This window comes from Labilibaculum sp., assembly GCF_963664555.1.
GTDB lineage: Bacteria > Bacteroidota > Bacteroidia > Bacteroidales > Marinifilaceae > Labilibaculum.
In genome coordinates this window covers 557,710-572,235 of record NZ_OY761461.1, presented here as the reverse complement: position 1 = coordinate 572,235, position 14,526 = coordinate 557,710, and the positions used below count along the sequence as shown (strand labels likewise).

Annotated in this window: 11 protein-coding genes; 7 read left to right on the top strand and 4 right to left on the bottom strand. The window is 35.7% G+C overall.

Annotated elements, in window-relative coordinates; translation table 11 throughout:
• Window positions 1-57 precede the first annotated feature (57 nt).
• The 5 genes from era to ACKU4N_RS02360 all read left to right on the top strand — a co-directional run bounded on the left by era (window position 58) and on the right by ACKU4N_RS02360 (window position 5,287).
• Window positions 58-939: a GTPase Era gene (gene era / locus ACKU4N_RS02380; RefSeq protein WP_101309631.1), complete on the top strand. Its 882-nt coding sequence runs from the start codon at window positions 58-60 to the stop codon at window positions 937-939.
• A gap of 94 nt (window positions 940-1,033) precedes the next feature.
• Window positions 1,034-2,341 (top strand): ribosome biogenesis GTPase Der, encoded by a 1,308-nt coding sequence (gene der / locus ACKU4N_RS02375; protein ID WP_321319990.1) that lies wholly within the window; start codon window positions 1,034-1,036, stop codon window positions 2,339-2,341.
• A gap of 129 nt (window positions 2,342-2,470) precedes the next feature.
• Window positions 2,471-3,730, top strand: coding sequence for a tetratricopeptide repeat protein (locus ACKU4N_RS02370; protein WP_321319988.1), 1,260 nt, complete (start codon window positions 2,471-2,473; stop codon window positions 3,728-3,730).
• 225 nt (window positions 3,731-3,955) lie between these two features.
• A complete protein-coding gene (locus tag ACKU4N_RS02365) occupies window positions 3,956-4,684 on the top strand; it encodes a hemerythrin domain-containing protein (protein ID WP_156194965.1) in 729 nt (242 codons plus the stop codon).
• 9 nt (window positions 4,685-4,693) lie between these two features.
• On the top strand, window positions 4,694-5,287 hold the full coding sequence (locus tag ACKU4N_RS02360; protein WP_124994024.1) for a response regulator transcription factor: 594 nt from the start codon (window positions 4,694-4,696) through the stop codon (window positions 5,285-5,287).
• On the opposite strand, the gene ACKU4N_RS02355 is transcribed toward ACKU4N_RS02360, so the two are convergent.
• The 3 genes from ACKU4N_RS02355 to rlmH form a co-directional block, all read right to left on the bottom strand.
• Window positions 5,288-6,064 carry an MBL fold metallo-hydrolase gene (locus tag ACKU4N_RS02355; protein WP_321319984.1) on the bottom strand — a complete coding sequence of 259 codons (777 nt, stop codon included), beginning with the start codon at window positions 6,062-6,064 and terminating at the stop codon, window positions 5,288-5,290. It lies immediately after the preceding gene.
• A 1-nt stretch (window position 6,065) separates the two neighbouring features.
• On the bottom strand, window positions 6,066-9,737 hold the full coding sequence (locus ACKU4N_RS02350) for a sensor histidine kinase (protein ID WP_321319983.1): 3,672 nt from the start codon (window positions 9,735-9,737) through the stop codon (window positions 6,066-6,068).
• Between the two features lie 82 nt (window positions 9,738-9,819).
• On the bottom strand, window positions 9,820-10,293 hold the full coding sequence (gene rlmH / locus ACKU4N_RS02345; protein WP_321319982.1) for a 23S rRNA (pseudouridine(1915)-N(3))-methyltransferase RlmH: 474 nt from the start codon (window positions 10,291-10,293) through the stop codon (window positions 9,820-9,822).
• A 272-nt stretch (window positions 10,294-10,565) separates the two neighbouring features.
• Between rlmH and ACKU4N_RS02340 the strand changes: the two genes are divergently transcribed.
• Both ACKU4N_RS02340 and ACKU4N_RS02335 read left to right on the top strand, forming a co-directional pair.
• Window positions 10,566-10,967, top strand: a complete 402-nt coding sequence (locus ACKU4N_RS02340; protein WP_321319981.1) for a DUF4783 domain-containing protein — start codon at window positions 10,566-10,568, stop codon at window positions 10,965-10,967.
• A gap of 285 nt (window positions 10,968-11,252) precedes the next feature.
• Entirely contained in the window at window positions 11,253-12,578 is a 1,326-nt protein-coding gene (locus ACKU4N_RS02335; protein WP_321319980.1) for an ammonium transporter, read from the top strand.
• Window positions 12,579-12,702: 124 nt separating this feature from the next.
• Here ACKU4N_RS02335 and ACKU4N_RS02330 read toward each other — a convergent pair whose 3' ends face one another.
• Window positions 12,703-14,208, bottom strand: coding sequence for a glutamine synthetase family protein (locus ACKU4N_RS02330; protein ID WP_321319979.1), 1,506 nt, complete (start codon window positions 14,206-14,208; stop codon window positions 12,703-12,705).
• Between the last annotated feature and the right edge of the window lie 318 nt (window positions 14,209-14,526).

Below are 14,526 nucleotides of genomic sequence, written 5' to 3'. Positions count from 1 at the left end.
ATGGCATTAATTGTACTATCTTTGCAAAAATTTTTAAATCACTAAATTGGAGTACATATGCCTCATAAATCAGGTTTTGTAAATATTATTGGAAATCCCAATGTTGGGAAATCAACCTTAATGAATAATTTGGTTGGGGAACGCATCTCAATTATTACCTCAAAATCACAAACTACGCGTCACCGAATTAAAGGAATTGTTAATGGTGATGATTTTCAAATTGTATACTCTGATACACCAGGAGTTTTGCAGCCAAACTACAAGCTTCAGGAGTCGATGATGAAATTTTCAACTTCGGCATTGGTTGATGCTGACGTTATTTTATATGTTACCGACGTTATTGAAACCATCGATAAAAACGAAGAATTCCTTAAAAAGGTTCAAAATTCTGACATTCCGGTTCTTTTGCTGATCAACAAGATTGATTTATCTGATCAGGAAAAATTAAATAAACTGGTAGACCGATGGAAAGTCACTCTTCCTAAAGCTGAAATATTCCCAATGTCGGCAACTGAGAATTTTAACGTTCCGAATTTGTTTAACCGCATTTTGGAATTATTGCCTGAAGGTCCTCCTTTTTTCGCAAAAGACGAACTAACTGATAAACCATCCCGTTTTTTTGTAAATGAAATTATCAGAGAGAAAATACTGACTAACTACGACAAAGAAATTCCATACTCGGTAGAAGTAGTTGTTGAAGAATTTAAAGATGAGCCTAAAATCATCAACATTATGGCAGTAATTAATGTGGAAAGAACTTCTCAAAAAGGAATCATCATCGGACATCAGGGGAAAGCACTGAAGAAAGTTGGAACTGAAGCCCGACTGGACATGGAAAAATTCTTTGGGAAAAAGGTATTCTTAAAACTATACGTTAAAGTTGCAAAAGACTGGAGAAGCAAAGACTCTCATTTAAAAGATTTCGGGTACAATCAATAAGTTCAAAACTGTATTGACAAATCGGAGAAATCTTTAGGATTTTAATCAATTGAATAAGAATTACACGCAGAGATTGCGTTAGAAAAATAAAATAATGAGCAATATAGTTGCAATCGTAGGAAGACCAAATGTTGGAAAATCTACACTTTTTAATCGATTATCGGGTACTAGAAAAGCAATCGTAAACGAAACTGCTGGTGTTACCCGTGATCGTAATTACGGAAAATCTGAATGGAATGGCATAGAGTTTTCTATTATTGATACCGGCGGTTACGCTACCAATTCTGAGGATATTTTTGAAGAGGAAATCCGCAAACAGGTGATGATTGCCATTGAGGAAGCCGATTCTATTCTTTTCGTTTTAGATGTGCAGCACGGAATCACAGATTTAGATTCGGCTGTAGCAGGAATACTTCGACGCACCAAAAAGAAAGTTTATTTGGTTGCAAATAAAGCGGATAATTCGGATTTAATTTTTGCTGCCAACGAATTCTATTCTATTGGAATGGAAGGAGAGGTTTTTCCAATTTCAGCCGTTAATGGATCGGGAACAGGAGATTTACTGGATGCTGTAGTAAATGATTTTGAGATCAAACCAAACGACGATGATGAAGGTCTGCCAAGAATAGCATTTGTTGGTCGTCCTAACGTAGGAAAATCTTCAACGGTGAATGCATTGGTTGGAATTGACCGAAATATCGTGACTGATGTTGCAGGAACAACAAGAGATTCAATTCATACCCGATTTCAAAAATTCGGTCATGATTTTATCATGGTAGATACTGCCGGAGTTCGCAAGAAACCAAAAGTGCACGAAGATCTTGAATTCTATTCGGTAATGCGATCAATCAGAACAATTGAAAGCGCTGATGTTTGTGTATTGATTTTAGATGCAACACGTGGTGTAGAAGCTCAGGATTTAAGTATTCTTGACATTATTCTCAACAATCGCAAAGGAGTTGTAATCATGATTAACAAATGGGATTTGGTGGATAAAGAAACCAATACCATGAAAGAATTCGAAGAAGAAATTAGAAATCGAATTGCACCTTTTAAAGATGTTCCAATTATTTTCACCTCTGCCATTACAAAACAACGATTAATTCAAGTTTTGGAATCGGCGCTTGAGGTTTATGAGAATCGTATTCGTAAAATACCAACATCGGAACTAAACAATGTGATGCAAAAAGTAATTGCAGCTCTTAATCCTCCTGCGTTGAAAGGAAAGTTCATAAAAATCAAATATGTAACACAATTACCAACTCACGCCCCAACATTTGCATTCTATTGCAATCTTCCTCAATACATTAAGGATCCTTACAAAAGATATCTTGAGAATCAGATCCGCAAAAACTGGTCGTTTACCGGGGTGCCGATTCAAATTTTTGTGAGAAAAAAATAAGTGTTGTACACAGCACAATCATTAGCCGATTCAGTTTTTCTGAGTCGGTTTTTTTTGTCATTAAAGGGAAAAATATTTTTGATAACTAAAATTTTAGTTATATTTAAATCCTAATCATAAACCCAAGACATGAAACAAATCATCCTCCTACTTCTGTTAAGTATAGCAATTAACATTCCTGCAAGTTTTTCTCAAAAAGCAACTAAGGTAGATCAACTCCTGTATTCGGAACAATACTCCAAAGCAATTCCAATGCTTGAGCAAATGATAAAAAAAGACAGCTTAAACAGTCTCTTGTATTTTCAACTTGGCAAAGCCTTTCAAAACCTTAATAAAGACAAATTAGCCATCATCAATTATCAAAAAGCTAACTCTTTAAACAATAATTCCAAAACAATACTCTTGAATTTAAGTTCCTGTCTGTACTCATTAGGAAATTATCCCGGAGCAGAGAAATATCTTTCCAATTTACATTCCATTGATTCCTCTGATTATCAAATCAACTTACTTTTAGCAAAAACCCTTTCCGGTCAAAATAAACTCAAAGAAAGCTTAAATGTCTATAAACAAATCATCCAAACGGATTCTTTAAATCCTTTCATTTACAAACAAATAGGGAATTTAAAAGATCGAATGCAGGATTTCACAGGATCTTTGTCTTCTTATATGATTTCGTACGAACTCAACCCTGATGACTTATCTGTATTGGTTCATATCATCCAACAACTTTATGAAATGACCGCTTACCAGCAAGCATTGGAATACTGCTCAAAGGGATTGGCAACCTATCCGGACAACACCATACTGCTAAAGAAAAAGGCTCAGGTTTTAATTGGATTGGAATGGTACGACAATGCCTTAACAATTTTAAAAGATCTTAAAGCATCCAACGACCTAACTGATGCCGAACACAGGCAACTGGGAATTTGCTACATGCAGACCCGGCAATATGAAGATGCATTAACTGCTTTTGCAAGTTGTGGCCCGACCTTTGAAAAAGACCCAATGATTAATTTCCATACAGGAATTTGTTATGCCCGATTGAATCAACACGAGAAAGGGATTAAATTTTTGGAAGATGCTCTTTTTTATATCACTTCACCTATTGAGGCCTCAATGCATTTGTATTTGGCAAAATCGTACGGAGCAACCAGACAATTTGAAAAAGCGACAGCATCCTATCTGAATCTTCTTGAAATAGACAACACGAACCCAGATATTCTTTACGAAATTGCAACAACCTACGAAGAGTATGGGGAAAATAAAGATAAAGCACTGGATTATTACACCAAATTCCTCCAGCAAACCTCCGACATAGACGATCCTAAATATGAATATGCAAAATCGCGAATACTTCATATCAAGGAAATCATTCACTTCGAGAAATAATATCCCTATAAATAGGTATTGCCAGCAAATTAGGGATCGCTAATTTTGTACAGATAAAACATGCCGGCGACAACTGAAACCAAATGGTATTCAAAAAATCTTTTGCCATAAGATAATTTTTAGTGTTATTCCTCCATTTGGTTTCGGTTTCCAGCGGCATTCTTCATGCGTTTTTTGCGAATATTCCACACTTTTTATTAATTTAGATTAATTAAAAAACAAGCTATGCGTATTAAAAAGGATATGAAGCTGGCTGATGTAATTCAATTGAATTATATGCTCATTCCAGTCATTCACCGTTTTGGAATCAATTTGGGATTTGGGGACAAAACCGTTGCTGATGTTTGCAGGGAAAACGAGGTCGACATAAACTTCTTTTTACAGCTTGTAAACGCATATCACGATAAAGACTACTTCCCAAAAGAAGAGCTTCAAACTATTCCGGTTAAGGACATTGTCAACTATCTTAAAATGACTCATTCAAGTTATTTAAATGATAAATTATCAGAGATTGAACAGAAAATTATCTCTCTGCAATCGGAAGACACTGAAGATCAGAAATACATTCTGCTGATCAGAAACTTCTTTGAGGGATATAAATCTGAGCTGACAGAACACATTATGCATGAGGAAAATGTTGTTTTCCCATATGTTTTAGCCGTTGAGGAAATCATTAAAAATCAGAATTTTACAGAGAGAAACCGTGAAATTTTCGAATCATTTTCCATTGAAAAATACGAGGAAGGGCATAATGATGTAGAAGAAAAACTGATGGATTTAAAAACCATCATGATCAAATATCTTACGCCTCCGGCAAACAGCACACTTTACCATACAATTATACAGGATCTGTTCAAATTAGAGGAAGATTTGAACTATCATTCCAGAATTGAGGATAAGGTACTAACTCCTAAAGTTATCTTAATGGAAAAATCGATCTGCAATCTTATTTAAATTCTAACTATGGCAAGATCTACGATTCTTATTGCTGATAATTCGTGCATGATCCGAAAAGGACTCCGGTCAATTCTTCAAAATCTGGAGAATTCTGAGGTGATTCAGCTCATCGATAATAAAGAGGATGTATGCGGAATTGTGCACAAAAGAAAACCGGATATTCTCATTATTAATCCAGACATGCTGCCCGGTGATTGTCTGGATGCAAAGAGGGAATTTTTCAATGAAAATAAACTCTCTCTGATCTTGTTATCGAACAAGAAAAACCTTAAAAATGACTTAAAGGCAGATGGTTATATCAATTATATGGATGGGCAAAATACCATTCTTGATATGATGCAGGAAATTCTAAATAAAAATAACAAAAGTTCATTTCCTGATAAAAATTCAGAAACAATTAGTTCCCGTGAGAAAAATATCTTAAAACATATTGCTCTTGGATTAACCAACAAAGAAATTGCCGATCAATTATTCATCAGCATTCATACCGTGGTCACTCACCGTAAAAACATCACACAAAAATTGGGTATTAAATCTGTATCCGGATTAACGGTATATGCAATTTTGCACAATCTTATTTCTATGGACGAGGTAAAATAGTTACAATTCTACCTCAACTCCGGCTTCTAAATTTATCGTTTTAAAATATTTTTTAAACTCATCCTGAACAAGAAAGCTTGTGCAATGTGTTGCTCCTAATATTTCCAATTTCTCTTCCTGAAAAAAGCCTGCGGTTTTCTGAAAAACTTCATCCAGTTTCTTTAAATGAAAACCTCCCAACACCGCATAAACCTTATCCTCCCCACAAACCTCTTTTGCGTAAGCCACCGTATTGCAAATGCCGGCGTGCGCACACCCGCTGATGACTATTAATCCTTTTTCGCTCTTAATGGCAAGTGCAGAATCATCAGCAACAAAATCCGGCGATCCGTCTTCCAAAAGGAAAGTTGTTGATTGGGATTCAAAATCATTTAATCGTGGAATTTCACCCAGATAAACCATTTTCTCACTGATCCAAACCGGCAATTTTGATTCCTTTAATTCGAATTGTTCGGCAATCTCTTTTCTTGTCATTTTTAGGCCAACAGTAGTCTTGCTTTCCTTTCGAAAACGAAGAGAAAATGAATCGGGATGTGTAATCAAACGTTTCCCTGACACAAACTGCAAACCATCACCATGATCCCAATGACCATGACTCAAAACCAGAGTATTGATTTCATCCAAATCAACACCCATTTTTCCCGCATTCTCGATAAAAAGGGAATTTGGTCCAACATCAAATAAAATTTTCTCATCGGCCTCAATCACAGCCGAAAAACCATGAACTGCCTCAAAACCATCTTTCGCGGTATTATCTACCAGTATTTTTACAATCATCTTATATCTCTTTTCTTTTAGGAATCCGAACAATAAAACAAGATCCAATATGCCTCTCCGATTCAACCCAAATGCTTCCGTTAGCATTCTCAACAATATTTTTAACAATTGATAAACCCAATCCCATACCACTCGATTTTGTTGTAAAGTTAGGTGAAAACAACCTCTCTTTAATCTCCGGGTTAATTCCGGAACCATTATCAATTACACTTACCTGATAATCAGAATCTATATCCTCTAACTCAATTACAACCTGAGCCAGGTTTTCTTCCGGGATAGATTGAATCGCATTGTTAATTAAATTCACAAAAACGCGGACAAACTGTTCTTTGTCAACAAAAACACTTGCATTCTCAATGGAATTCAAATCGAGTTTCAAATCAAAATCATCGTTCTTAAACAAATCAACTGTATGTTCGAGAATTTCAACCAAATTTAAATTTTCATTTTTGGCTGCCGGCATCTTTGCAAAATTCGAAAATGCAGTAGCAATAGATGACAAAGCATTAATTTGCTCTATTAATGTTTTACTCACACGATTAAAATGCTCTTCCCAATTTGGTGTTTTGTCCTCGAAGCGTTTCTGCAGAAACTGAATACTTAATTTCATAGGGGTTAATGGGTTCTTAATTTCATGAGCAATTTGCTTTGCCATTTCCCGCCATGCAGATTCCCGTTCCGATTTTGCCAAACGGGAAGCACTCTCTTCAAGCTCAATAAGCATTTGATTATATTCCTTCACCAAACTACCTATTTCATCATTTTTAGTATATTCAATTTGCTCACCATACGAACCAAAACGTGTTGCCTTCAGTCTGCTCTGAATTAAACGAAGCGGATAAGTTATTTTATTCGATATAATTACCGAAAGAAAAATGGCCAGCAAAATCATCAATACATGAAGATTTACCCCGGCAAGAATTAAATTAAACATTTCTTTTTCCAGCTCTTTGCTTTTTAGGAAATAAGGGAGATTTACAAATGCAATGGTTTCATTATTTTCATCAACCAAAGATTCGTAAGCCGACAAGTAAGACATTTTCCCAATTTGTTCTTTATGAATAAAATGAGTTCGCTCATTAAAAAAAAGTTGATCGTAAGCGGCAAAATTCATCCTCTTCCCCTGCAGTTTTTTCTCAAATATTTCTGGTCTTGAAGTTGCAATCAACTCCCCGGATAAATTGTACAAATGAATATCCGCAAAAATCAAATTTGACAATTGTCTTAATTGATCTGTTATCACCTCTGATTTTCGTGAACTGTCTCCCGACAAATCCTGAATTACCTCACGTTTAACCAAAAGCAATTTCTCTTGCAGACTCCTGCTATTTGCTTCGTTAGCCTGGTTAATGTTGTAATACACAGTGCCGCCACCCAACAAAAGGAAGAATAGCATTAGCAAACCAATAATTGAGTATTGAATCCGGTATTTAAAACTTAGATTTATTCTGAATTTAGAAGAAACTTTTTCAAGCAACCAAATACAAAAGCCAAAAACATAAAAAAGAACAAAAACATACGGAATGGTTATCCCTCTGTTATACCATGATACAGAAGGGCAACTTACTACAACAGCATTATCACCAAACTTATATATCAAATGGTCGTACCCATCAATCTGTTTCCAGAAAAAATCGGCAGAACTAACGCCAAACCCGGCATCACTCATGAAATAATTAAATTTTCCGGAGGAAGCAATCAGTTTCCCATTCTGATATTTCCCATAAGAATATTTATGACTTACCGGACGCAAATCAACTTTTTCATCCAACAACAAATCCGGATATCCTAAACCCTCATTGCCAAATTTAGAATCGAGACGCAGGTAAATTTTAACCTCATCGGAAGCAAACGATGGATTGGAAATAACACCTAAATATGAAACCATCCCATCAAACTCATTCAAGTAGTAAAAATTACTATTTGGAATAGGTTCACCTGTTGTGACAATCATTTCTTCAAAAAACTCAAAACAATTTCTGATCTGATTATCGGGCTCAATATTTAAATCATCCATGTTGCTGCAAATTGTAACTTGAAGATGATATTGCTCCCAAAATCCTGTAAAGTATTTATTTTGAACATAATCTGCTATTTCAGGTTCATTTCTAAAAGGTCGTTTGCACAAATCTTTTAATATTGAATCCTGATCGATTTTCTCTTGAATTTCCATCAAAAAAAATTCAGAGGTTGGATCATATTCTGTAGAAAGATTCATTGCCACTACTTGTCTATCCTGTTTTTCCTTTTGACTGGAGAAAAAATTGATCCTATTGGTAACAAATATTGAAACACCTAAAAGCAAAGCCACATATAAAGAATATCTTCCTCCCTTTTCTTTCTGATAATTAATTAGACCCAAAACCAAAACCAGCAAAATTGGAAAGCCCAGAGTAACAACATCAGTTTTTACTGGATTAAAAAAATAAAATACCAAACTGAAAACCATGGATACAGGAATAACTGCGAGTAAATACGTTTTTAAATTCCAATGATCCCGGGCAATTTCTCCCAGTAGATTTGCGATTTGCCCCAAAGCATAAAATAAAAAAATCAATATAGCAAAACCTATGAAAACATAAATCCCATTATCCTGAAATACAAACATCTGCAAGCTAAAACTGGAGTCAAAAATTAAGCTCTCGAACAGATCCTCGATTGTAAAATACAGCAGATAAAACAGAATTAAATGCACAGAAATCCATCTGGAAACTTGAGATGAATTTTTAGGCTTAAAGAATTGATTGCTGACTAAAAACCTTGAATAGGTATAAACGAAAATAAACAAGAAGAACGAGTTGATTACAAAATCACCTAAGGATGGAAAGAAGAATGAACTCGCAAACAAAACAGGAGAAAAAATCTCAAATTTTGAAAAAACGGCGGGAAATCCCCACAGCAACATAAAATATCGTATAAGTACCAGACTTACTCCCCAAATAAGAAAGGCTGAGAGACCTAATTTCAGATCTTTGAATTGCCGGAGTAAAATACTGAAGAATACCAAACCAGACAGAACCGCCAACAAATACAATAAACCCACTCCTTTTTGTCCCCTTCCGGAACCCATTCCAGCATTATCATCCAATAATGAAAACATGAATTTGCCATCGGAACTGCTCACTGAAACTCCCGAATTTGGGTTTAAGGAAATATCAAAAGAGTCGGGGATGAAAAAATCTGGTCCAAAATGATCTTTCAGAAATTTATTATGATATGGATAAATCTTTTTTAAAAGTAAGAATCCATACAAATCAATTGAATCCGCCTTCTGTTTTTGCATAAAATAGAATCCATCATCCAGCTGAACAACCAATGGATTCTCTTTTTCAAGAAAGCTTTTCCCGGGTATCAGAAAAGAATTATCGCTCCAGAACAATAAACTATCTTGTTTATAAGCAATTAGAACAAATCCATCTTTTTTCAGGTCCTTCTCAAACTCTGAAAAGTTATTGTACTTCTGAAGTACTCCATCCTTTTTTGCAATTGCACTCTGAAGTTCACCGAGATCTTTTTTCAGTAACTGTTCTTTTCTCTCAATAACCTGCCGGGCATGATTAGCCACATTTACAAGGCGGTCATTTTGCCTAAAATAATACTCTGTAGAAACTGCCAACAGAAGAAACACCAACGAAAGAATGGCCGGAATATATTTGAGAAGTCTATTTTTCAATTCGGATAGTTTTGAAGTATTTTATTGCTGATACAAAATTCATGCCTCACCTCTCACAAATTAGCATAATTAGTTCAAAGCATCAAACGTGATGATAAGGCTCTCCTTTAATAATTGTCATTGCCCGATACAATTGCTCGGTAAAAATCATCCGAATCATTTGGTGGGAAAAAGTCATTTTCGATAACGAAACCTTTCCTTGTGCATTCCGATACACATCTTCAGAAAACCCATAAGGACCGCCAATTACAAAAACCAAATTTTTAATTCCACCGATCATCTTCTGTTCTATAAAATTAGAAAATGCCGGAGACGAAAACTCTTTTCCTCCCTCATCGAGCAACATTAATGTATCTCCGGCTTTAATCTTTTCTAAAATTAATTCTCCTTCTTTTTGTTTCTGCTGATTTTCAGAAAGATTCTTCGTGTTTTTTATGTCTGGAATTATTTTCATCTCGAAAGGAAGATAATGCACCAACCGCTTCTGATATTCTTCAATCCCGGTTTTTACAAAATCCTTATCTGTCTTTCCAATCACTAAAAGAACAATTTTCATTTATTTTTAATTTTCAATTTTAGACTAAGCCAATTTGTTATTTTGTACAAATTTGTGCAAAATAAAACCTTAATTTTCTTTCATTATAATAATACTCAAACTTTAATTAATTACTTACACAATGAAAGCATCTATGCGCCTGATTCTACATATCATAAGAATCAATTCTTTCTTTATTTCGAAAAAGAAATTCAGATTTTTTTTAACTTGCGATGTATTTTTCGCACAGTATTTGTGTAAAGGTATATGATATTAAATTGAAAATTATTCATATGAGATCTATAAAATACATATTTTCAGGAATATTCTTCCTTTTAGTTTGTTGCTCATCAGCAATCTCACAAAATAATGATGATTTACCTCAAGAATTAATCAATGCTTTTAAGCAAGGTAACAGTATGAGCTTGTCAAATTTCTTTGGAGAGCGTATTCAATTAACCATACAGGATAAGGAAGCTATTTACAGTAAATCACAGGCAAAACAAATCATGGCTAAATTCTTTAAGGAATTTCCTCCAACAGGATTCAATAAAAAACATGTAGGTGGAAAACCTGAAGCCCGATATGTGATTGGCAGTTTAACAACTAGCCAGGGAAACTTCCGGGTTAATTTTCTGCTAAAAAATGATACAGGAAAATTTGTTGTACATCAACTACGAATCGAAAAAAACTAATTAAAGGCTCCAATATTGGAGCCTTTCTTTTTACAGGATAACTCATCCTAATTCCAACCCGAAGCCAAATCCTTTTCAATATTTAAAAGCAAATAAAAAAAGACCTAGGCTTAAAAATAAGGGGTGCATTACAAAAATACAATCGTATAAAATTAACACACCCCAAATTCAATTAGGTTATATTTATATTTTATACTATTTTTACCAGCCAAGCGTAATATTTGACGGACTACAATCCATAATCACACCAACCGGATTTTGTACATTTTATAAATCATTATTGTGATGAAAAACAGTAAAAAATGGCTTTATGCCTTATTGCTGCTTATTGTAGTGGCTATTGTCGGAGTATTTGTCCCTAGTGTTAAATTGGGAGTTGATGATCCAAATATTGTTTCGGGCGATGTAGCATGGATGCTAACTTCAACCGCCCTGGTTCTTCTTATGACTCCCGGACTTGCATTTTTTTATGGTGGCATGGTGGATCCCAGAAACATCATATCAACAATTCTTCAAAGTTTTGTTGCAATGGGAATTGTAAGTATGATATGGGTTGTTATTGGATTCAGCTTGGCTTTTGGAGACAGCATTGGTCCGGAAGGCTTTGGATTGGTTGGAAACCCACTAACTTTCCTAATGTTTAAGAATGTAGGAGGCTACACCCACCCAGAAATGTCGCCAACCATTCCATTTGCTCTTTTTGCACTTTTCCAGTTAAAATTTGCAATTATCACACCCGCTTTAATCACAGGATCTTTTGCTGGAAGGGTAAGATTTAGAGCATATATGATTTTCATAAGCCTTTTCACGATATTTATATATGCTCCGCTTGCACACTGGACCTGGCATCCAAACGGATTTCTTCGCAACATGGGAGTATTGGATTTTGCAGGAGGTACTGTTGTTCATATGTCTGCAGGATTCGCAGCACTTGCAGGAGCCATGTTTCTCGGAAAAAGAACAAAATCGAAGTACAACGAGAAACGTTCCAACATTCCATTCGTGCTTCTTGGTGCAGGAATGCTTTGGTTCGGTTGGTTTGGATTCAATGCAGGATCAGCCCTGGAAGCCTCATCTACAGCAGTATTAGCCTTACTAAATACAAATACAGCATCGGCAGCAGCCATGCTGACCTGGATTTTTCTTGATGGTGCCCGAGGACACAAGCCATCAGGATTAGGAGCTGCAATTGGTTTGGTTGTTGGACTTGTAGCCATTACTCCTGCCGCAGGATTTGTAACTGTCGGAGCATCCATTACTATTGGTGTAATAGCATCTATCGTAAGCAATTACGCAATCACCTTACAAGGCAAAACATCTCTGGATGATACCCTTGATGTATTTCCGGCACACGGAATGGGAGGAATCACGGGAATGATTTTAACCGCTGTATTTGCTCATGATGTTGGACTAATACATGGAGAAGTCAAAACTTTTTTAATGCACATCATTGCATTGGTAATTGTTGGAGTCTTTACTTTCGGAGGATCCTACATCCTATATTGGATAACAAACAGATTTGTTACACTTAGAGTTTCGGAATACTCTGAAGCCAAAGGTTTGGATATATCACAACACGATGAATCCTATTCATTTGCATATAAAGAATAAAGAACACCATAAAAAAGTCCCGCAGCATTCGCTGCGGGACTACCCCATTTAAAAACCTAATCTTCTTTCGAATATTAAAGTGAAAACTACATTTTGGCAGATGTTTTCACGAAATCCAATAAAATTACATGCAATGAATGTAATCATTTACAATCGCCATAATCTTATCGACATTACCCAGAATACGGTCATTTAACCCATTATCTTCATATAACTTAAGTTTTTTCACAACGGCATCAAGTCTTCCTTTTGGAAAAATACCGTTTTGCTCAAAAATCTCTCTTTGCTCAAGCAAACAATCTGCACTCTCCCAACAGCAAGTTGGCAATTGCTTCAAACCATCTAATTTTTCTTTATAATGCGGTGCAAAAATATCTACATCTGCATACAATTCATTAGCCACCTGCAAGCCATCTTCCATCTTCAATCCGTATTGACCTGCTACAATCAAACCAGCCATCAATGAATATATATCTGCAGAACCATCCGGAACTCTAAACTCAAAAGTTTGCTTGCTTGAAAAATCTCTTGCATCAGCCGGCTCGAATGGATTCACACTCTTAATCATATCTGTGGTACCTACCCAACCAAGAGGAACCCGCACCAAAACAGAGCGATTACGGTCTCCCCAACAAACGTAAGTCGGAGCCTCCTGATGTGGAACCAAACGCAAATAAGAAGTCGGAATCGTATTTCCAAAAGCCGTTAATGCTCCTGACAACTTCAAAATACCAGCAATCATTCTCTTAGCGGTATCACTCAGCTTTCCATTTTCGATACAGATATTTTTGCCATCTTTCTCAACCAACATATGAATATGCAACCCACTGCCAGCCTTACCAACGGTAATTTTTGGAGCCCAGCTCACCAATGCTTTCTCACGAGCAGCCAACATTCTCACAATCCATTTTGCAACAACCAACTGATCAACGGCATCCTCTGCCTCAACCGGCAAAAATTCAATTTCATGCTGCTCATAACCATCATCACCAGATGAGAAATTCCCAACCTCTGAGTGTCCGTATTTTATTTTCCCTCCGCATTGAGCAATTAAAACCATTGCTTCACGTCTTAAACCTTCCCATTTGGTAAAAGGTTGAGAACTGTGATATCCTTTTTGATCAACGTCGGGATATAATGTATGATTTGAACTTTTAATATAATACTCGAGCTCACCCATTGCCTTAAAAGTAAGTCCTGTAGTATTTTTAAAGTTATCATGTGCCTTTTTTAGAATGTACTCAGGAGCACTTTCCATTGGTTTTCCTTCGGCCGTATAAAACGAACAAAGAATATCCAAACATGGAACTTCAGAAAACGGATTCACAAATGCCGTTTTAAATCTAGGAATCACATATAAATCACTTGAACCTGCTCCTATATAAGAGAACAAACTTGATCCATCAACACGCTCGCCGGAAGATAGAATGCTATCCAAATGATTTTTACCGGTAATAATAAAGTTTAAGGTTTTCAGTTTTCCATCCTCAGCAACGTAACGGAAATTAATCATCTTAATTCCATTCTCTGCTATATATCTTATCAGGTCCTCTTTTGTGAACTCGCAGCTTGGTTTTTGAAGGAATTGAACCAACTTATTTGGATCCATTAAATATTCATCCCTTGTCATAATACGCCTGTTTTAAATTGTGTTGTTGCTATCATTTGTTATTGAGGGATAAAATAGCTTAGTTTCAACTGAATATCCAAGCGGAAATCAAAATTTAGAACACACAACCAAAAAAGCACATAAAGCCAATAAAATCAATGCTTACAGACGATAAAGTCGATTGATTTAGCCAAGCCAAAACCTGTTTTACAGCAGTTTTTCGAAATCGTTTTCGAGCAACGAAAATAAGATTTTTAGCACACCCCCCTAAAAAATGCATACACAAGCAAATTATCTTATATTTCTCCCCTTCTTACTCCCTGAATTGATCAGGTATAA